The organism is Paeniglutamicibacter cryotolerans, assembly GCF_014190875.1.
Classification (GTDB): Bacteria; Actinomycetota; Actinomycetes; order Actinomycetales; family Micrococcaceae; genus Paeniglutamicibacter; species Paeniglutamicibacter cryotolerans.
Genome location: NZ_JACHVS010000001.1, coordinates 2,771,840 through 2,791,244, shown reverse-complemented (window position 1 = coordinate 2,791,244; position 19,405 = coordinate 2,771,840). Strand labels below are relative to the sequence as shown.

The 19,405-nt window shown below is 69.2% G+C and carries 16 protein-coding genes; 6 read left to right on the top strand and 10 right to left on the bottom strand.

The genetic code is table 11. The annotated features are described in order from the left end of the window. Positions 1–160: 160 nt before the first annotated feature. Positions 161–565, bottom strand: a complete 405-nt coding sequence (locus E9229_RS12835) for an META domain-containing protein (RefSeq protein ID WP_183511706.1) — start codon at positions 563–565, stop codon at positions 161–163. A 6-nt stretch (positions 566–571) separates the two neighbouring features. Beyond that, positions 572–940: an META domain-containing protein gene (locus E9229_RS12830; RefSeq protein WP_183511705.1), complete on the bottom strand. Its 369-nt coding sequence runs from the start codon at positions 938–940 to the stop codon at positions 572–574. 120 nt (positions 941–1,060) lie between these two features. Here E9229_RS12830 and E9229_RS12825 point away from each other — a divergent pair, with 120 nt between their 5' ends. After that, positions 1,061–1,729: a phosphoribosyltransferase gene (locus E9229_RS12825; RefSeq protein ID WP_183511704.1), complete on the top strand. Its 669-nt coding sequence runs from the start codon at positions 1,061–1,063 to the stop codon at positions 1,727–1,729. 120 nt (positions 1,730–1,849) lie between these two features. Here E9229_RS12825 and E9229_RS12820 read toward each other — a convergent pair whose 3' ends face one another. After that, complete coding sequence (locus tag E9229_RS12820; RefSeq protein WP_183511703.1) at positions 1,850–3,190, bottom strand: MFS transporter; 1,341 nt, start codon at positions 3,188–3,190, stop codon at positions 1,850–1,852. Positions 3,191–3,710: 520 nt separating this feature from the next. Here E9229_RS12820 and E9229_RS12815 point away from each other — a divergent pair. After that, positions 3,711–4,442: an IclR family transcriptional regulator gene (locus E9229_RS12815; protein WP_183511702.1), complete on the top strand. Its 732-nt coding sequence runs from the start codon at positions 3,711–3,713 to the stop codon at positions 4,440–4,442. Between the two features lie 5 nt (positions 4,443–4,447). Here E9229_RS12815 and E9229_RS12810 read toward each other — a convergent pair whose 3' ends face one another. The 3 genes from E9229_RS12810 to E9229_RS12800 form a co-directional block, all read right to left on the bottom strand. Next, the gene (locus tag E9229_RS12810) at positions 4,448–5,728 is read right to left on the bottom strand and encodes an MFS transporter (RefSeq protein WP_183511700.1); all 1,281 of its coding nucleotides are present in this window, start codon (positions 5,726–5,728) and stop codon (positions 4,448–4,450) included. A gap of 103 nt (positions 5,729–5,831) precedes the next feature. After that, a complete protein-coding gene (locus tag E9229_RS12805; RefSeq protein WP_183511699.1) occupies positions 5,832–8,888 on the bottom strand; it encodes an AAA family ATPase in 3,057 nt (1,018 codons plus the stop codon). Next, positions 8,885–10,051, bottom strand: coding sequence for an exonuclease SbcCD subunit D (locus E9229_RS12800; protein ID WP_183511698.1), 1,167 nt, complete (start codon positions 10,049–10,051; stop codon positions 8,885–8,887). The genes E9229_RS12805 and E9229_RS12800 overlap by 4 nt, the downstream gene beginning before the upstream one ends. A gap of 73 nt (positions 10,052–10,124) precedes the next feature. Here E9229_RS12800 and E9229_RS12795 point away from each other — a divergent pair, with 73 nt between their 5' ends. Continuing rightward, positions 10,125–11,021 carry an ADP-ribosylglycohydrolase family protein gene (locus tag E9229_RS12795; protein ID WP_183511697.1) on the top strand — a complete coding sequence of 299 codons (897 nt, stop codon included), beginning with the start codon at positions 10,125–10,127 and terminating at the stop codon, positions 11,019–11,021. Here the strand turns inward: E9229_RS12795 and E9229_RS12790 are convergent. After that, positions 11,018–11,953, bottom strand: a complete 936-nt coding sequence (locus E9229_RS12790; RefSeq protein WP_183511695.1) for a LysR family transcriptional regulator — start codon at positions 11,951–11,953, stop codon at positions 11,018–11,020. The two genes, E9229_RS12795 and E9229_RS12790, sit on opposite strands and share 4 nt — an antisense overlap. 120 nt (positions 11,954–12,073) lie before the next feature. Here E9229_RS12790 and E9229_RS12785 point away from each other — a divergent pair, with 120 nt between their 5' ends. The 3 genes from E9229_RS12785 to E9229_RS12775 are packed head-to-tail and all read left to right on the top strand — an operon-like array spanning position 12,074 to position 16,592. Beyond that, positions 12,074–14,113, top strand: a complete 2,040-nt coding sequence (locus E9229_RS12785) for an oxidoreductase (RefSeq protein ID WP_183511694.1) — start codon at positions 12,074–12,076, stop codon at positions 14,111–14,113. 56 nt (positions 14,114–14,169) lie between these two features. Next, a complete protein-coding gene (locus tag E9229_RS12780; RefSeq protein ID WP_221184454.1) occupies positions 14,170–15,468 on the top strand; it encodes an aromatic ring-hydroxylating oxygenase subunit alpha in 1,299 nt (432 codons plus the stop codon). After that, positions 15,468–16,592, top strand: coding sequence for a flavin reductase family protein (locus E9229_RS12775; protein ID WP_246380489.1), 1,125 nt, complete (start codon positions 15,468–15,470; stop codon positions 16,590–16,592). Before E9229_RS12780 ends, E9229_RS12775 begins: the two co-directional genes overlap by 1 nt. Before the next feature lie 79 nt (positions 16,593–16,671). Here the strand turns inward: E9229_RS12775 and E9229_RS12770 are convergent, their stop codons facing one another. The 3 genes from E9229_RS12770 to E9229_RS12760 form a co-directional block, all read right to left on the bottom strand. Next, entirely contained in the window at positions 16,672–17,691 is a 1,020-nt protein-coding gene (locus E9229_RS12770) for an exonuclease domain-containing protein (protein WP_183511691.1), read from the bottom strand. Between the two features lie 100 nt (positions 17,692–17,791). Then, entirely contained in the window at positions 17,792–18,481 is a 690-nt protein-coding gene (locus tag E9229_RS12765; RefSeq protein WP_183511690.1) for a hypothetical protein, read from the bottom strand. After that, the gene (locus tag E9229_RS12760; protein ID WP_183511689.1) at positions 18,478–19,401 is read right to left on the bottom strand and encodes an ABC transporter ATP-binding protein; all 924 of its coding nucleotides are present in this window, start codon (positions 19,399–19,401) and stop codon (positions 18,478–18,480) included. Before E9229_RS12760 ends, E9229_RS12765 begins: the two co-directional genes overlap by 4 nt. Positions 19,402–19,405: the final 4 nt, after the last annotated feature.

Here is a 19,405-nt window from a genome sequence, read left to right as displayed (position 1 = left end):
AGCACGCAGCACGCAGCACGCATGAGCAGTGGAACACCGAGCGTGGGCAACCGGGCTTCCTTCGTGCCGGCAAAACCCGGGATCATGTACTCCACGGAGGACATCGTGCTGAACCACAGGTCGGACAGGGTAAAAAGCTGGTTTCACCGCGGCTAATTTTTCATGGCCCGTTCCGGTGCAGTTCATCAATGACCGATCCCTGCCCATCGAAGGCCAGCAGCTTCCCGTCTTGAACGCGGAAGCTCACCGCGGCTGAGAGCCGGGCCCGATCCTCAAGACACCCCACCGCACCGACGATGGCGTCCAGGACGATGACATCGGCACCCGACTGGTACCACGTCCCCGAGAAGGCGTTGCACCCGTCATCCCCACCGAATGTCCCGGCATCTTCAAAGGCGATCCGCGGCACTTGACCTTCACCGCCCCAGGGTCCGAGCACCTTCGAAGAACCGGCATCACCGCACCCGGCCAGGCAAGGCGCCATCAGGCCGAGCAGCACCATCGCACCGAACCACCTCAGCCGAGGCCGGGCCGAGCCGGTTCCGGCCTTTCTCCCGCCCCCCACGAGCCGCTACTTCCCCGTACCCGTGCGCGGCAGTCCGCCGATCGGCCTGTCGTTCTGGTTGAACAGCAGCATCGTATCGCCCTTGACCCGGGCCACCGTCGCCGTGGAAAGCAGCGAGACCGGCCCCGGGCACGCCATCATGGTCATCGCCAAGGGGCTCAGCTTGATATCAGTGCCCTGCTGGTACCAGGTGCCCGTCAGCGAGTTGCAGCCATCGTTTCCGCTGAAAGTTCCCGCATCCTTGAAGTCCAGTGCCGGGGCGTTTGCCGTTTGCCCACCCCATTGCCCGACCACCGGGGACCCGCCGGAGCCGCTGCATCCGGCCAGCGCCAGGACGATGGCTGGAATCGTCATCAGTATCGCAAGTCTTCTCATCTGCGCATCTTATCCCCCGGCCAACGGAATTTCGATGCCTGCGGGGCAGCCCCGGGCACTCCCGCCATCCCGGCGCGCCCCGACCCGGCTTCCACGCTCAAGGGGTGCAGACTGGGTTCCATGAGCACCGTTCGCAAAGCACCTGATCGTTTCGCCGACCGCGTCGAGGCCGGCGCCTTCCTGGCCGAGGACCTGACCGAGTTTTCCGATGCCCCCGATGTCCTGGTGCTGGGCCTGATGCGTGGCGGAGTGCCGGTAGCGGCAGAGATCGCACGGGTCCTGGGCGTCGCGGTGGATGGGCTGGCAGTGCGCAAGTTAGGCCTGCCCGAGCGCTCCGAGACGGCCTTCGGGGCCCTGGCATCGCATGCCGGGACCACGGCACTGAAATACGTAGAGCGCGTGTGGGGCCCCGCGCAACAACATTTCACGCCCGACCAGCTCGAGGCCGTCGAGGCCGAGGCCCGGATCGAGCTCCAGCGCCTGCAGGACACTTTTGTGGGCGAGATGGCCCTGCCGGTGGCCGGGAACACGGTGATCCTCGTCGATGACGGGATGGCGACAGGCGCCACGATGCTCGCGGCCATCGAGGTCATCCGGGCCGCCGGACCCGCTCGGATCGTGGTTGCAGTGCCAGTGGCACCCGCCGTCGCCTGCCGAGAGATCGAACCGCTGGTGGACCGGCTTCTGTGCGCCATCGTCCCCAGGGTCTTCCATTCGGTCAGTGCCTTCTACTCGCGTTTCGACCAGGTCGATGACGCCGAGGTCATAGCCCTGATCCCGCATTTCTAACCGGCGGATCCCCTGCGGGAACGCCGGGGTCCGGAAACGGCGAAGGCGCCGGCACCCCATCCCCCTGTGCGGGAACGGGAACCGACGCCTTCGCGTTGCTGCTGTGGTGAACCGGGAGTGCTACTTGGCCAGTTCCTTGTCCGCGTCCTGGACGCCCAACGGGCGGCCCTTGGTTTCGCCGACCCAGAGCACGGCACCCACGGAGATGACGGTGATGACCATGATGTAGATGGCGACCGAGATGGACTTCCCGGTGGCGTTCAGCAGCGCCTGGGCGATGGTCGCGGCGAACGCGCCGCCGAGGATCGCGCCCAGGGCGTAGCCGATGGAGATGCCGGAGAAGCGGATGTGCGCCGGGAACATCTCGGCATACATGGCCGTCTGAGGTCCATAGGACAGGCCCAGGCCGATGGTCAGCACGAAGACGGCGACCGCGTAGAGCACGATGCTGCCGGTGTCGATCAGCATGAACATCGGGATCATCCAGAGGAAGATGATCGCGTAGCCGAGCAGGAAGGTGTTGCGGCGCCCGATGTAATCCGAGAGCCAGCCGCCGACCAGGGTGAAGATCAGCCAGCCGACGGAGCCGATGGTCGTGGCCAGCAGCACCGGGGCCACGTCCATCTTCAGCACCTTGGTGGCGTAGGAGATGAAGAACGCGATCACCAGGTAGCCGGCGGCGTTGTTGGAGATGAAGATCAGGGCAGCCTGGATGACTTCCTTGGTGTTCGTGGTGAACAGCTGCTTCAGCGGGGTGTGCTCGGAGGCCTTGCGCTGGGAGAGTTCCTTGAAGACCGGGGATTCCTCGACGGTGCGGCGGATGACGTAGCCGACGATGATCAACAAGATGGAAAGCAGGAACGGAATGCGCCAGCCCCAGTCGTGGAACTGATCCTTGGTCATCGAGGAGTTCAGGATGAACAGCAGGCCGGTGGCCAGGATCATGCCGGTCGGCACACCGATCTGCGGGTAGGCGCCGAAGAAGCCGCGCTTTTTCTCCGGTGCGTGCTCAACGGCCATCAGGGCAGCGCCGCCCCATTCGCCACCGGCGGAGAAGCCCTGGATGATGCGCAGCAGCACCAGCAGGATAGGAGCCCAGATGCCAATCTGTGCGTAGACCGGCAGCATGCCGATCAGCGCGGTGGCCACGCCCATGAGGATCAGCGTTGCGACGAGCACGTTCTTGCGCCCGAACTTATCGCCCAGGTGGCCGGCGACGATCGCTCCCAGCGGGCGGAACAGGAAGGAAATGCCGATCATCGCGAAGGCGAGGATCTGGCCGAGGCCGGGGTTCGATTCCTGCAGCGGTGCGAGGAAGAGCGGGGTGAGCAGCGTTGCCGTCAGCTGCGCGAAGATGAAGAAGTCGTACCACTCGATCGTGGTGCCGACCATCGTTCCGGCAAGTACGCGGCGTTCTTCGCGGCGCTTGGCCGCTGACGCGGTCATCGTTGTTTGGGCCATGGGTCTTTCTCCATCATCTGCTGCCTGCCGTGCGGCTGGCAATGGGATTTCATTCATCGTGACCGACCGTTCGGACGGAAATGTGATTGTGATCATCCTACCCGAATTCAGTGACGCCCCTCACCAGCACCCATGGGGGCCATCACAAAAGCCCCGGGGAGCGTTCGCGGGCCGGGAAGTGACCAAAGTCCGAACCGACCTGCGTCGCCCCGGCCCCAGGCGCAGCGGCGCCCTCCACTTCCGGGCGGCCGGCCTGCCCGGCGATGCACCCGAAGCGCCCGGACGCCGGGAAATCGCGCAGGTTTCCGCCCCTTTTCGGACCAGGCGGTCAGCGCTGCGGCGGCGCGGCCCGGAGCCGCCGGGGAACCGCCCGTGTCCACCACGTCCAGTCATCGCCGGGCTGATAAAGTTCTTTTATCGAACGGCTCGTTCCGATAGGGAACGAGTGATCAAAAACATAGCAACCCGCGACCGGGCGCCTGGCTCCGGTTCCGATGTGCTTCCTAGAAAGCCCGGCCCGATGACGACTCCAGCCCCCGCACCGCGCGCCGGTGCCGCACACTCGCAGACGCTCGCCCGCGGGATCCGCCTGCTGGAACTGCTGGCCGAGGCCAGCACCCCGCGCACCATCGCCGAACTGGCGGCAGACCTGGGCGTGCACCGCTCCATTGCCTATCGGATCCTGCGCACGCTCGAGGATCACCGGCTGGTCATGCGCGACGAGTCCGGCCGCGTGCAGTCGGCACCCGGACTGGCCGTGCTGGCCCGCGGGGTCCAGCGCGACCTGCAGTCCGCAGCGCTGCCCGAACTCACGGTGCTCGCCAACGACCTGCAGATGTCTGCCTTCATCGCGGTCTGGGACCACCACGACTGCACCACGCTGCTGACCGTCGAACCGCGCCACGGACATGGCGCAGTGCTGCAGCGCCCGGGAACCCGGCACCCCTTCGACCAGGGCGCACCGGGCATCGCCATCCAGTCCTCGCAGACCGAGGCGCAATGGGCTCGAATCTCCCCGGGCCAGCCCTACCGGGAGGAAGCCACCCGGGCCCGGGTCATCGGGTACGCGACCAGCATCGACGAGGTCATCTCCGGCGTGTCGTCGGTTGCCGTGCCGCTGCAGGTCCCGGGCCAGCTGCCGGCCGCTATCTCGGTGGTCTACGCGACGGCGTTGAACCCCATGGAAACGGCCGCAATCGGGCAGCGATTGCGCGCGGCGGCCGTGGCCATCGAGAACGTGCTGGGCAGCTAGCCGGATCAGCCCACGCGGCGACGGGTCGGGTGTTCCTTCCCGGCACGCAGATCCACCCGGTGCAGGATGGCAGTGCCGAGTCCGGCGGCGAAGAGCAGCAAGGCGGCGGCCGCTGCAACCCAGTACGCGCCGCGGAAGCCGACCGAATCGGCCAGCGTCCCGGCCAGCCCGTTGCCGATCGCCGTGCCCACGACGATGCCCGAGGACAGCATGGTCATTACCGTGCCCAGCCGGCCCGCCGGCGCGGCCGCACCGCCGACGGTGAAGATGGTGACCATGATCGGACCCACGGGGATGCCGACCAGCAGCAGCACCACGACCATCGGGGCAAGCGTGGTAGGCAGGTGCAGCAGCAGCACCAGCGGGAAGAGCAGCCCGCCGGCCAAGATCCAGCGGTTGGCCTGCGGCCAGCTCTGCGGCCAAAACGCCACGGAGAGCGCGGCACAGGCGGAGGTCAGACCCATGGCGGCGTAGAGCAGCCCGCCGGCGCTCGCGTTGCCCAGCGAACCGGCGAAGGCAATGGTCCCGGCCGACATCGCACCGAAGTAGGTGCCCATGCCGATCATTCCGGTCACGGCAAGGGCCACGCGCAGCACCTGGTCGCCGGTGGGCTTGGCTGCCGCTGCGGAGCCCGGGCCGGGATGGGCGCGGGTGGCACTGTGGTGCAGGGCGAAGAGCGGGACCAGCACCAGGGTCAGTGCGGCGGCGATCGCCAGCGGCAGCCAGGGGGCGATGGTCGCCGCCAGCAGCCCGACCAGGGCCGGTCCCATCACGAAGGTCAGTTCATCGGCGGTGCCCTCGTAGCTCAGCGCGGTGGAGAGTTCGCGCCCGGAGTTAGGGCGCCCGGCTGTCATCGCCATCCAGCGCACGCGGGCCAGCGGCCCGACCTGCGGGGATAACGCGCCGCAGAGCAGGCTGGCCAGCACCATCAGCCCGATGTTGGTGCCGGATCCGCCGATGACCATGAGGGCCAGGATGGCCGCGGGGTTGGCCAGCGCCAGAGGCAGCAGCACCTTGCGCTGCCCGATCCGGTCGGCCATGTACCCCAGCAGCGGACCGCCAAAGGCCGAGCCGAGGCCGACCATCGCGGCGGAAAGTCCGCCCAGTGCATAGGATCCGGTGGCTCCGGCGACCAGTGTCAGCGAGCCGACCGTCAGCATGGCCAGCGGGAGCCGGGCGAAGAAGGCCAGTGGGAAGAAGGCGGGGCCTGCCATCACCACCAGCTCGCGGAAACCGGCGCCGCCGCTACCGTTCGGGGCGCCGGGGCCGGTCAATGACTTGTTCATGTGCTTTAGGTTCCTTGAGTCGATGTGTCCCGTCCCACCCCCGGCACACCGTTCCCTCAAATCGTTATGCACCGAGTCTATCCCGCGCCACCGGCGCCGGGGCTCAGCCCCCGAGGTGCAGCGACACGGTGGATCCGTTACGTCCCTTGTGGACCCGCAGTTGAGTGGTGATGCGCTGCTTCATGTCTGCGACGTGGCTCACCAGCCCCACAACCCTCCCGCCGCTGCGCAGGTTCTCCAGTGCGTCCATGACCTGCTCGAGCGTCTCCTCGTCGAGCGAGCCGAAGCCCTCGTCGACGAACAGCGTCTCGATGTCGATGCCGCCGGACTGGTGCGCGATGACATCGGCCAGGCCCAACGCCAGGGCCAGCGAGGCCATGAACGATTCGCCTCCGGAGAGCGTCTGGGTGTCGCGGCGCTGACCGGTCCAGGCATCGAGCACATGGAGCCCGAGCCCGGAGCGGGAGTTGCCCTTGGGCCCGTCGTCGTGCACCAGGGCGTAGCGCTGGGACGTCATCACCGCCAGGCGCTCGGTGGCCGCCAGCGCGACGGCCTCCAGCCGGGCGGCCAGCACGTAGGTGCTCAGCGACATCTTCAGCCGGTTCTCCCCGCCGCCGCGGGCCAGCTCCGCCATGGACTTCGCCGTGGCCAGGCGTTTGAGCAGCGGGCCCCGGGCCATGGCCAGCGCTTCCAGGTCACGGCGTGCCGCATGCAGTCGGCGCGCATAGTCCCCGAGCACCGCTGCGGCACGCACCGCGGCGTCGCGGGTGGCATTTGCCGATTCGACGGCTCCCCGGGCCGCGTCAAGGAGTCCGGGTTCCGGTGCGCCGATGCCGGCAGCAGCGTCGGCGCGGGCCCGGGCCACCTCGGGCGCCGCTTCCCAGACCCGCAGCGTGATCGCCTCCGCCCGGCGGCTCTCCAGCAGCTGGGCTTGGGCCGCCGCCTCGGCGGCCGGAAGCAGTGCGCTGGCGTGGGCCCCGTCATCGGCAAAGGACGCGCCGGCGCGTGCCGCCGCCCAGCGCCGGGCGGCGGACCCGGCGGCGCGTTCGGCAGTGGCGGCACCGGAGCGTGCTGCTGCCAGCGCATCAAGGCGTTCGGCCGCCTCCCGCACTTGCAGGTGACGGACCTTCAGTGTTCCGGCACCGGCGCGCAGCCCGGAAAGCTTCGCCCCCAGGCGGGCGCCCTCGGTGCGCAGGTGTTCGATGCGGGCGCGCAGCACGCCGAGCTCGGTGGCCCGGGTGGAAGCCTCGGCGGAGATCGTTTTCAGCCGCGCCTCCGCCAGCTCCAACTCCGCCTTGGCGCGCTTTGATTCCTTCAGCGACAGCGCACACTCGCGGTGCTCGGACCTGGCCGTCTCCAGCTGCCGGTCGGCCGTGCGGGCATCGAGGCCCCCGGCCTTGCCACGGGCCACACTTTCCTTGTCCCGGGCGGACTGCAGCGCCTTTTCGGCTTTCTCCTGCACCGCGGCCGCCTTTTTCAGGACGGCGCGTGCCGCCTCCTCGTCTTCCTCGCCGAGCAGGTCGCCGTCCCCCGTGTCAGCCGGCGCCGGGTGCTGCACGGCACCGCAGACCGGGCAGGCGCACCCGTCGCGCAGCGTCCGGGCGAGCGCCGCCGCCGCCTGCCCCAGCCGGGTGCGCCCGATCTGAAGCACGGTGGATTCCTCGACGAGCCGGTCCTCCTTGGCTGCCAGGAACGCCGTTTCGGACTTGATCCGCTGCTTTTCCGCGGTGGCACAGGCGGCTACGGCCGCCACACGTACCTCGGCGGCGTCCACCACCGTTTTCAGCTCGGCGGCCCGGGCACCAAGTGCCCGCTGGCCCTCGAGCCGTTCGCGCATGATCGGGATGCCGGTCTCCAGCTCCGTGATTTCGGCCTCGAGCGATGCCACCGTTTCGACGAGGCCGGCGGACTCCGTGGCGGCCGTTGCCAGCTCGCGTTCCCCGGCCGCCAGGGCAGCCTCGTCGGGAAGCGACGCCTCCAGCACGGCGGCTTCCTCGGTGGCGATGCGGGTGGCGGCCGTGGCCTGCTGCGCCGTGCCCCGAGGCTCCCCGGCCCCGGCCAGGTAGCCGGCCGCCCACTCGTGGGCCTTCACGCGGTCCAGCGCCGTGGCCTGCGCGGCGGCGGCCTCGGCCGCGTCGGCAAGTGCCCGGTCCCGGTCTTCGAGCACCGGGGCGACGGCCGCTGCCGCGGCGTGCAGGGCCAGTGCCGTTTCCAGTTCGATGGCCCCGGCGGCGCCCCGTTCGTGCGTGGCCCGCAGCGCATCGAGTTCGGCCAGGCGCCGGTGGTCGGCCGCGCGGCGTTCAAGCTCCGCCGCATGCCCGGCGGCCGCGTCGGCCGCGGCGGTGGCCGCGTGTTCGGCCTCCCGGAGCAGCGCCGTGCGTTCGGCCAGGCGGGCAGTGAGCAGCGCTCCGAGTTCGGCGTCATCGGGCACCGGGTGGCCCTCGGCGGGACCGGTCGCGATGACCGCTTCCCCCCCGTCCTCGGCGAGCGAGGCCCGGGCATCTGCCAGCAGCGCCGAACGGGCGGCGTCGTGCCCAGCCTCGGCATCGGCGGCCGCTGCCTTGGCGGCGTTCAGTTCATCGGCGAGCAACGCTTCGACGGCACCATAGGTGCTGGTGTCGAAGAGGGACTTCAGCAGCGCCTCGCGCTCCTTGTCCTTGGCGCGCAGGAACGCGGCAAAGGCGCCCTGGGGCAGCATCGCGACCTTGGTGAATTCGTCCTTGCCCAACCCGATGGCCGCCAGCAGTTCAGCGGCGACCTCGTCGTTGCGCGTCGATTTCTCCACCCAGGCGCCGTCGACGAGCTCGCGCAGCCGGCTTTGGGCCTGGGCGGTGGTGGTTCCGGAGCCGCGCTTGGCCGGGCGGGCCCAGGCCGGCGAGCGGGTGACCTCGAAACGCCGGGAACCGGTGCTGAATTCGCACATGACCTCCGGGGCCAGTCCGGGCTCCGCATGATCGGAGCGCAACGACTTGCTTCCCTCGCGCTCCCCGGGCAGCCCGGCATAGAGCGCATAGCAGATCGCGTCGAGGATGCTGGTCTTTCCGGCCCCGGTTTCGCCGTTGAGCAGGAACAATCCGGCGGCGGAGAGCCCGTCGAAGTCGATCTCCTGGCGCGTGGCGAACGGACCGAAGGCCTGGACGGACAGGTGGTGCACCCTCATCGGGTCACCGCCGCTGCCGTAGCGTCGGCCAGGACGCGCTCAAGCAAGGCGGTTTCGGCTGCATCGGCGGGGCGCTGGCGCACGTGGTCGACGAAGCCGGCGCAGACCTGCAGCGGCGTGGCGGCTGCGGCGAGGCGTTCGCCGTAGCTGGCGTGTTGGGGTTCGGCGCGGCCCTCGGGTTCGAAGTTCAGCGCCAGGGTGTCGGGAAAACGGGTGCGCAGGCGTTCGATCGCCGCCGCCGGGCGGTCCGTATCGGTGAGCGTGATCTGGCACCAGGCGGCCTCGGCAGGGGCCAGGTCCGGATCGGCGAGCAGTTCCTCGAGGTGCCCGCGCAGCACCGCCAGCGGCTTGGCGGCGGGCCAGTCGATCGGCTGGACCTCCCCCAGCCCGTCGGCATCGAACTCCAGCAGCAGCGCTCCCTTGGTGTGCCCGGCCTCGGAGAAGGAGTAGGGAATCGGCGATCCGCTGTAACGCACGTTGTCCGCGAGCTTCTGGCGCCCGTGCAGGTGCCCGAGCGCCGCGTAGTCGAAGTCGGTGAAGTAGGGCACCGGGACGATGTCCAGCCCGCCGATGCTCAGCGCGCGTTCGCTTTCGGCCGGTTCTCCACCGGCGGCGAAGACGTGCGCCATGACGATGGCATGCACCGGGCGATCCGCCGCAGCCCGGCGTTCGGCCCAGTCGGCGCGGACCCGCTCCAGCGCCGCCCTGATGACCGGCGGGTGCCCGGGCTCCGTGACGCCCAGCGCCTCGGCGACCATGCGCGGTTCCAGGTAGGGCAGCCCGTAGACCAGCAGCTCGAACCCGTCGGCGGCGAAAACGGCGGGCACGTCGAGGTCCTCGATCCGGGTGCGCAGGAACACTCCGGCGGCCTCCATCAGGGAGGAACCGAAGCCCAGGCGCAGCGCCGAGTCGTGGTTGCCGCTGGTGGCCACGACGGCGGCTCCGGCAGCGCGCAGCCGCCCCAGCGCCGTGTCGAACAAGGCGACGGCATCGACGTTGGGCAGCGCCCGGTCATAGACATCACCGCTGATCAGAACCAGGTCAACCCGGTGCTCGAGGACCGTCTCGATGAGCCGGTCGATGAAGTGCCCCTGGGCGGCGAGCAACCCGGCACCGTGGAAGGAACGGCCCAGGTGCCAGTCGGAGGTGTGCAGGATACGCATGCGTCCCAGCCTATCGAGTTCCACCCGGCGCTTGGCTGCGGTCCGGTCCCGGGCGCGCCACTAGAATGGTTCGGTGACTGATTCCCGCGCCCTCGTGCCCACCGCCGATTTTTCCGACCGCGTGCTGGCAGTGCTTGCCGCCGGCGCCCTGGGGGCCGGGGCCGGTTCCGATGCCACCGGCCCGGGTGAGTCCGAGACCCTTGCCCTGTTCATCATGGACGGGCTGCTCGAAGCCATCGAGTGGGCCAACGAGGGTGTCGCCTCGGATGAAACCGCCTGCATGTGGCTCGCCGGGCTGCGCTGGTACAAGGCGGTGACCGGTGCGTTCCCGCTCTCCGCCCCCGAACCGCTGACGCGCTGGATCGATGACGAGCTCGGCGCTTTGGGCCCCATCGGTTCCCCGGCCGACCCCCGCTCACGCTCCGGACTGGACTCTGCGCAGATGTCCAGCACCGGGCGCCGCGTCTTCCCCGACGCCGACGGGCCCGGCGTCCTGCCTCGCGCCGCCGCCATCGCGCTGCTGCCGCGCGTCGATGCCGAAACCACGTCCCGGCTGGCCTCCGGTGCCGCGGCTCTGACCCACGGCACGGATGCCGCGCACGGAGCCGCGTCACTGGCGGCGCTGATGGTGCGCTCCGGCATCGAAGCGGACATGGCCGCCGTGACCCGGTGGACGTCGATGCTCGATGGCAGCGGGCAGCACGGACCGGCCATGGCCGCACTGCGCCGGGCGGTCGCCGTGGCCAGCGCCGCGTTGTCGGCCGGCGGGCCGTCCGGGACCCGGCTCCCCGCCGCTCTGAATGCCTCGATCGCAGCAGGCGCGGGTCCGGACGAGGCCTCCTTCACCGCAGCGCTTATCGCCTCGGTGCTTGGCACCCAGGCCCTGCCGGCCGGGTGGGAAGCCTCCCTGTCCATCGCTCCCCTGGTTACCGGCATGCACGCACGCTGGCTGGCGGCAACGGGCTCCTAACCGGCGCCACCGGATCCTCCGGTGATCCGGCGTGCTGCGGCTGCTGTATCGCCGAGCACCCCCAGGGCCTGGGCCAGCAGCGGCTGCGCACCGCTGCCGCTGCGCACCACGGTGCGGATATGGCGTGACGGGGCCGGGTCCCCGAGCAGCGGTACCCTCCGGATGCCGTAGCCGGCCGGGAGCCTCGCCAACCGCGGCACCAGGCAGACACCGAATCCCGCCGCCACCAGGGCCGCACCGGTATCCCACTCCGCCGCCTCGTGGGCGATCACCGGGGTGAACCCCGCCTCGGCGCAGGAACTGAACACCAGTTGCCGGTGTGGCCGCCCGGGGCGGTCCACGATCCAGCGTTCCTCCGCGGTCTCGGCCAGCGCCACCCCGGGCCGCTCCGCCAGCCGGTGCCCCTCGGGCACCAGCAGCTCCAGCGGGTCATCGACCAGGAAGTCCTGGTCAAACCGACTGTCCGATGCCTGCGGCGTGGTGCCGGTCGCGACGATGACCGCCAGATCCGCGTCGTCGGCCAAGAGCAGCTCGAAGCATTCGGCCGGATCGGCCTCGATGATCCGCACCTGAAGTTCCGGCCGGGCGGTGCGCAGCGCGCTGACCACCGGCGGCAGCAGGGCGGCCGCGGCGGTGGAGAATCCGGCGAGCCGCAGCACGCCGGCGGCGCCCGGTGCCCCGGTGCCGAGCAGCCCGCGGATGTGTTCCCAGCGGGCGAACAGCTCATCGGCGTGGGCCAGGAGGATCCGGGCGGCGGGCGTCAGCTTCACTCCGCGCCCGGCGGGCACCAGCAGCTCCACTCCGAGGTCCTCGGAAAGCCCTCTGAGCTGGTGGGAAACGGCAGAGGGCGTGTAGTGCAAGGCCCTGGCGGTGGCGGTGACGGTGCCGTGGGATGCCAACACCCTCAGCACGTGGAGCCGCGAATCAATCATGTAAAAACATTACACGGTATCTTGCGATTTCATTTGCTATTATTCAGCATTCGGCCGGGCAACACTGGGGGAAAAGGGTCTCGCGCAACGCCGGATCCGCACCGGGGAAGGCAACACCGCATGCGCATCAACGATCCCCTGTTGGATGGCTTCGAGATCAGGCACCTGAAGCTGCGCAACAGGATAGTGAGCACTTCCCACGAACCGGCCTACTCGCAGGACGGGATGCCCACCGACCGCTACCGCGCCTACCACGTGGAGCGGGCCCGGGGAGGCGCGGGCCTGCTGATGATCGGCGGCTCCGCCGTGGTCTCTCCCGACAGCCCGCCGGCTTTCGGGAACCTGCAGCTGCATCGCCAGGAGATCACCGGCTGGCTACGCAGGCTCACCGAGGAGGTCCATGCCGAGGGAGCCGCCGTCATGTGCCAGATCACCCACCTGGGCCGGCGCACCAGCAACTACGCCGGCGACTGGCTGCCCGCGATCTATCCCTCGGCGATGCGCGAACCGGCCCACCGTTCCTTCCCGAAGGTCGCCGAGCCCTGGGACCTCAAACGCGTGATCAACGACTATGCGGCGGCCGCTGTGCGCTGCCGCGACTCCGGCATGGACGGCATCGAGATCCAGTCCTACGGACACTTCATGGACGCGTTCCTCTCCCCTGCCACCAACGACCGTACCGATGAATGGGGCGGCAGCTTCGAAAACCGGATGGCGTTCCCCCGGGCGGTGATCCAGGCGGTGCGCGCCGCCGTGGGACCTCAATTCATCCTCGGCATCCGCATGGCCATGGACGAGGACCGCGAGGGCGGGCTGGGGCGCGAGGAGGCGCTGGAGGCGCTGCGCCACTATGTGTGCGACGGCATCGACTTCTTGTCGGTGATCAAGGGCAGCATCGAGTCCGATGCCACGCTCGCGAAGGTCATCCCGTCGATGGGCACCGCCTCGGCCCCGTTCCTGGACTTCGCCGGGGGGATCAAGGCGGCGGTGGACATCCCGGTCATGCACGCCTCGCGGATAGCCGACATCGCCACGGCGCGCCATGCCGTGGGCAGCGGGCTGCTGGACCTGGTCGGGATGACCCGCGCGCAGATCGCCGACCCGCACCTGGTAGCCAAGCTGATGGCCGGGGCGGAGGAGCGGATCCGCCCCTGCGTGGGAGCCAACTACTGCCTGGATTCGATCTACGCCTCCGGGGACGCCAAGTGCATCCACAACCCGGCGACCGGCCGCGAGCTGACGCTTTCGCACACGGTGCCCCCGGCCGCTGCACCGCGGAAGAAGGCCGTGGTCGTCGGCGCCGGACCGGCCGGGCTCGAGGCCGCCAGGGTGCTCGGCGAGCGCGGCCATGACGTGGTGGTGCTGGAGGCCGCCGACGCACCCGGCGGGCAGGTGCTGATCGCCGCCTCGTCGCCGCGCCGACGGGACCTGCAGGGCATCATCGACTGGCGCGTGGCCGAGGCCGCCCAGGCCGGGGTCCAGTTCCGTTACGGCGTGTACGCGGATCGGCAGACGGTGCTTGCCGAGGATCCCGATGTGGTGCTGATCGCGACCGGCGGCATGCCGAACACCTCCTTCCTGGCCCGGGGGGCCGATCTGGTTGCCGACTGCTGGGACGTGCTCGGCCAGCTTGGCACGGCCCCGGAAACGGTGCTGGTCTTCGACGACAACGGGGCCGAGCCGGGCATGGACGCCGCCGAGTCGCTGGCCGTCGCCGGGGCCCGGGTGGAGCTGGTCACCCCCGAACGCATGCTGGCCCCCGAGATCGGCTCCATGAACTCCCCGGCCTACCTGCGCGCCTTCTCCGAACACGATGTCACGATCACCTTGGCGCACCGGCTGCGCTCGGTGACCCGGGAACCGGACGGCCGCTTCACCGCGGTGCTGTACAGCGAATACTCGGGGCTGGAGAGCACGCGCACGGTGGACCTCGTGGTCGTCGAGCACGGGACGCTGCCCAACGACGAGCTCTACTTCGAGTTGCTCGCCGATTCGTCCAACGCCGGGGAGGTCGACCAGCGGGCGCTGCTGGCGGGCCTTGGGCAACCGCGCGCCGAAGGCTCGGCCGGCTTTGCGTTGTTCCGGATCGGGGACGCGGTGTCCAGCCGAAACATCCATGCCGCCATCTACGACGCGCTGCGATTATGCCTGCCCATGTAGCCCCGAACGCACCGCTCGCCAGCCCCACCCGTGACCCCAGCCGAAGGATGAACACCATGACCACCACCCCGTCGCGTACCCGCCGCGCACCACGCAAGCCGCTATCCCCCGAGCTGGCCGGGCTCATCGTCGACCGGGTCGCGGGCAGGAGCCTTCAGGCCCCGTTCTACACCTCGCCCGAGGTCTTCGACCTGGACATCGTCGAGGTGTTCGCCAAGCACTGGCTCTTTGCCGCGACAGACGCCGAAATCCCGGAGCCCGGCGACTATGTCACCCTCGAGATCGGCCCGTATTCGGTGATCCTGGTCCGCGATGACGACGAGCGGGTCTCCGCGCTGCACAACGTCTGCCGGCACCGCGGTGCCCGCATCCTGAACGATGCCTGCGGATCGGTCGGCAACCTGGTCTGCGGCTACCACCACTGGACCTACTCCACCGATGGTTCGCTGCTCCACGCCGACTCGCAGCCGGCAGACTTCGACCGCTCCCCGCTGGGCCTGCGCAAAGTGGCTGTGCGCTCGGTGGCCGGGCTGCTGTTCATCTGCCTGGCCGACGAGCCACCGGCTGACTTCGACGACATGGCCACCCGCATCACCCCGTACCTCGAACCGCACGCACTGACACGCACGAAGGTCGCCGCGCAGGAGGACCTGATCGAGGCGGGCAACTGGAAGCTGGTGATGGAGAACAACCGTGAGTGCTACCACTGCGACGGCCATCCGGAGCTCTCCTGCTCGCTGTTCCCGACCTATGGATACGATCCCGCGCAGCTGCCCGCCCGGCTGCTCCCGGCACACGAACGCTATCTGCGCGCCGAGGCCGACCTGCACCGTGCCTGCGCCGAGCACGGACTTCCGTTCGAGGAGTTCGAGGACCTGGTTCAGCCGCTGACTGCTTACCGGATCCAACGTGAACCGCTCGATGGCGCCGGTGAATCATTTACCCCCGATGGCTCGGCCGTCTCGCGCCGGCTGCTGGGCGATTTCACCGAACCCAAGCTGGGCCGGTTGTCGATGCACCTGCAACCCAATGCCTGGTTCCACGTCCTCTCCGACCACGCAGTGACGTTCTCGGTGATCCCGCTGGCGGCCGACCGGACGCTGGTGCGGACCACTTGGCTGGTCCACGAGGACGCGGTCGAGGGGCAGGACTACGACCTGGAGGAGCTGAAGCGGGTCTGGCACCAGACCAACAAGCAGGACGGCACCTTCGTGGAACGCGCCCAGCTCGGTGTTTCCAGCCCGGCCTACGAGCCGGGCCCGTATGCACCCAATGAGTACCAGGTAGAGGCGTTCTGCTCCTGGTATGCCAACCGGCTGCGCGCCGGCATTGCAGCCGATCCCGGGGTGATCTGATGTCCGTCGCGTTGCAGGCAGCGGAGGCCATGCCGGTGCCGGCCATCTGCGCCCCTGCACCCTTCGGACCCGATGACCCGGCAGACCACGTGCTGCGCTGCACTGGAGTGCGCGCCGAGACCGCAGAGGTGAAGACGTACACGTTCGAACCGGCTGCCGGGGACGGATTCGCCTGGGCACCGGGACAGTACCTGACGCTGTCTACCGGGCTGCCCGGGGCCGATGCGTCGCGCTGCTACTCGATCAGTTCCGGCTCCGCCCACGCCGCCGTCGTGGAGCTCACCGTCAAGCGGCTTCCCGGCGGACCGGTCTCGGCCTGGCTGCACGAATCGATACTCCCGGGCTCCCTGGTGCAGGTCCATGGCCCGTTGGGTTCCTTCACCCCGGAGGGGCTCGGCAACGCTGCGGGGGCCCCGGCACCGAAATACCTGTTCCTGGCGGCGGGCTCCGGCATCACCCCGCTGATGGGCATCACCCGGACCCTGCTGGCCGCCGCGGCGAGCACGCTGCCCGACGTGGTGCTGCTCAATAGCGTGCATGCACCGGCGGAGCTGATCTTCGGCCAGGAGCTGCTGGGCATACCGGCAGCAAGCGGCATCCGCGTGGAAGTGCTGTGCAGCACCGGGGGCACCGGGCACGGGCGGCTGGATGCCTCCCTGCTGCGCGGGCTGGTTCCCGACCTGGCGGATCGCGAGGTCTACGCCTGCGGACCGGCCGGCTACCTGGCGGCGGTGCGGACGATGCTCGATGACGCCGGCTGCGATCCGGCCCGCCGACACGAGGAAAGCTTTGCCCTCGGAACCCTGCCGGCAGCGGAACCCGCAGGCGGCCCGGCGGCACCGTCCAGGGACCCGGCCACCGGCACCTTCAGCGTCCGGTTCGAGCGCAGCGGTCGCACCATCGACTGTCCGGCCGGCTCTTTCGTGCTTGACGCCGCACTGGCGGCGGGTCTCGCATTGCCGTCGTCCTGCACGTTGGGGATGTGCGGGACCTGCAAGAGCCCGATGCTCAGCGGGAGCGTGGACATGAACCACGCCGGAGGCATCCGGCCCCAGGAAATCGCGGCTGGCAAGATCCTGATCTGCTGCTCAAAGCCGCTGGAGGATCTGGTCATCGACGCCTGAACTCAAGGGCACCGCCGGGGCGGACGAAGGCCCGGAGCCAGCAGCCATCGAGGGGCTCTACGATGCCCGATGCGGGCTGCTACGAAGCCGCGGGCCGGCCGGTCCCGGGCCAGGCGCCACCGACCATCTGCAGGAATTCGCCTTCGGAGAGCACCGAGACGGGGAGCCCGGCCTCGCGCATCCTGATGACCTTCTTCGCCTTGCCGGTTAACCGTCCGTTGCGCAGGTCCGCCGGGACGAATCCGTCTCCGGCGACCAGGACAGTGGTGGCCCGGGTGACCCGGCTAGCCGTCTGCGCGCCCATCTGCGCCGCGCGGTCCTTCGCGTCCTGGCGGTTGATGCCGAGGTTGCCGGTAAAGACCACGGTCTCTCCAAAGAGCGGGTTTGCCGGGTCCGCGTCGGGGTTCGGCACCGGATTCTCGCCCTCCTGAGGCCAGAGCGCCCACTCCGGCTGCAGCGGCATCTGGTGGCCGGAGCGGGCCCAACCCTGAGCGTCGACGGTGGCTTTGGAGAGCGGGTCCCCAATCGAATAGGCTGCCGCATGGCCCATGGCGACCTGCAGCGACTCGGCAGCCAGCGACACCGACCGCACGGCACATTTGCGTGAGATGTCGATCATGATCGAGGCGCAGGCGCTGGCATCGGCGCCGGCATCATGGTGGTTGGTCATCGGGGCGCCGGCCGCCTCGGCGACGAACGGCAGCGAGTAGGAGTCCAACTCGTAGCTGCGCCGCGCCAGCTTCACCGTGCAGGCGAAGTCGTAGGCGGGGCCGGAGAGTTCGGAGACTTCCAGTGCGGAGCGGATCACGCCGAGGTCGAACGCGGCGTTGTGGGCCACGAGCACGTCGGTGCCGATGAAGCCCGCCATCTCGGTAAAGAGTTCGCCAAAGCGCGGGCGGTGAGCGACCATTTCGGGGGTGATCCGGTGGATCTGCACATTGCGCGGATCGAAATGGTCGAAACCCTCCGGCGGGCGCATCAGCCAGGTCGTCTCCTCGACGATTCGCCCGCCGCGGACCCGGCTCAGTCCCACGCTGCAGGCGGAGCCCCTGAAGCCGTTAGCCGTCTCGAAATCTATTGCCGTAAAGTCCAAAGCCACCTGGTAACCATACCGGCAGCAGCCGACACCCTGGGCAAATGGTGGCGCGTGCCACGCCGCCCCGGGCGCTGTTTGGCCCGGCGCGAGGGCAAACCGGAACTCAGGCGATGGCGCGGCGCAGGGTCAGATAGGACCCCGCGGCCAGCACCACCGCGAGCAGTCCCGCCCATCCCGCAGTGCTCAGCGGCGTCTGCGCTCCCAGCCAGCTGCCGATCGCCAGCCACCAGCCGTTGAACGAGGCCAGCGCGATGGCCCCGACCAGCAGCACGGCGGACCCGAGTCCGGCCACCAGCATTCCGGTGGTCTTCCAGCGCATGTAGACGGTGGCGACCCAGAAGCCGACCATGAACAACAGCACCATCGCCACGAAGTAGAACAGGATCTGCACCCAGGCCGGGGCATCGGCCACCCAGGAAAGCGCGAACAACTGCCCGTTCATCCCCCAGCCGTGGGTAGCCTGTTCGATGCGCCCCAGCACGTAGTAGAGCACCGCCACGCCGAGCGCGACGACGGAGAACAACCCCAGCGTGCCGGCGTAGAACGACTTGCGGCTCACGCTCATGGCCTGGGAGAACGGAAAGGTCAGGGTCAGCGCCTGGATGCCCAGGGCCAGGAAGTACCACATCACCGCCTGGCCGGCACCGGAGTACTTCGTTCCCACCTCGTCCGGGATCACCGCCCAGATGGCGAAGGTCAGCAGGGTGCTGGAGGCCAGGATCAGGCCCGGGATGCCCAGGAAGGTCCATTTATTGATCAACTGCATGCGGGCGACATTCACTGCGCGGTTCATTTGAGCATCTCCATTTCCGGATCGGATTCAGTCCTGTTCCCGGCCGCGAGCGCCGTGCGCACCACCAGCTGCTGCAGCGAGACCGGGGAGATTTCCAGGCCCAGCACTGCGGCCCGGGCCCGCTCTGCCGCGTCGAGCCGCGCCTCGATGGTCGCCGAGGCCAGGGACCCGAGCGCGTCGCGATGCAACACCCGGCGCCCGGCTATGAACGGGTCGACCTTGGCCCCGGCGCCGGTGACGGTGACGGCCGAACCGCGGATCTCATCGGCCTCGGCATCGAGCACGATGCGCCCCTTGTCGATGAGGATGATGTGCTCCAGCAGGTTGGCGACCTCGTCGATCAGGTGTGAGGAGAGCACTATGGTGCGCGGGTGCAGGGCGAAGTCTGCGACCAAGTGGTCGTAGAACAGCTGCCGCGCCACGGCGTCCAGGCCCAGGTAGGGTTCGTCGAAGAACGTGATCTCTGCCCGGGAGGCCAGGCCAATGATCACCCCGACGGCCGAGAGCTGGCCGCGCGAGAGCTTCTTGATCCGCCGTTTCAGCGGCAGCGCGAAGTCCTTCGCCAACCGTGCAGCAAGCTCCGTGTCCCAGTGGGTGAAGAAGAGCGCCGCGGCCCTGAACGCCTGGCCGGCATTGAAGTCGTCCGGGTATTTCTGCGATTCCCTGATGAAGCAGATGCGCGAAAGAACCCCGTCGTTTTCGAAAGGGTCGGCCCCGTTGACCCGCACCTTTCCGGAGCTGGCATAACCCTGGCCGGCGAGGATGCCCATCAGTGTCGTCTTGCCGGCGCCGTTGCGGCCCAGCAGCCCATAGATGCGGTTCCCCTCCAGGACCAGATCGACGTCGTCCAGTGCCTTGAGCCCACGGTAGGCCTTGGTGACGCCGCGAAGTTCGATGGCCGGTGACTGGCTCTTCTTCATTGAC

Coding starts and splice junctions, on each gene's coding strand:
- E9229_RS12800 (WP_183511698.1), bottom strand. CDS start 10,051: ATGCGTATCCTGCACACCTCCGACTGGCACCTGGGCCGTTCCTTCCAC.
- E9229_RS12785 (WP_183511694.1), top strand. CDS start 12,074: ATGCGCATCAACGATCCCCTGTTGGATGGCTTCGAGATCAGGCACCTG.
- E9229_RS12805 (WP_183511699.1), bottom strand. CDS start 8,888: ATGAGGGTGCACCACCTGTCCGTCCAGGCCTTCGGTCCGTTCGCCACG.
- E9229_RS12780 (WP_221184454.1), top strand. CDS start 14,170: ATGACCACCACCCCGTCGCGTACCCGCCGCGCACCACGCAAGCCGCTA.
- E9229_RS12810 (WP_183511700.1), bottom strand. CDS start 5,728: ATGAACAAGTCATTGACCGGCCCCGGCGCCCCGAACGGTAGCGGCGGC.
- E9229_RS12825 (WP_183511704.1), top strand. CDS start 1,061: ATGAGCACCGTTCGCAAAGCACCTGATCGTTTCGCCGACCGCGTCGAG.
- E9229_RS12820 (WP_183511703.1), bottom strand. CDS start 3,190: ATGGCCCAAACAACGATGACCGCGTCAGCGGCCAAGCGCCGCGAAGAA.
- E9229_RS12760 (WP_183511689.1), bottom strand. CDS start 19,401: ATGAAGAAGAGCCAGTCACCGGCCATCGAACTTCGCGGCGTCACCAAG.
- E9229_RS12790 (WP_183511695.1), bottom strand. CDS start 11,953: ATGATTGATTCGCGGCTCCACGTGCTGAGGGTGTTGGCATCCCACGGC.
- E9229_RS12775 (WP_246380489.1), top strand. CDS start 15,468: ATGTCCGTCGCGTTGCAGGCAGCGGAGGCCATGCCGGTGCCGGCCATC.
- E9229_RS12815 (WP_183511702.1), top strand. CDS start 3,711: ATGACGACTCCAGCCCCCGCACCGCGCGCCGGTGCCGCACACTCGCAG.
- E9229_RS12830 (WP_183511705.1), bottom strand. CDS start 940: ATGAGAAGACTTGCGATACTGATGACGATTCCAGCCATCGTCCTGGCG.
- E9229_RS12765 (WP_183511690.1), bottom strand. CDS start 18,481: ATGAACCGCGCAGTGAATGTCGCCCGCATGCAGTTGATCAATAAATGG.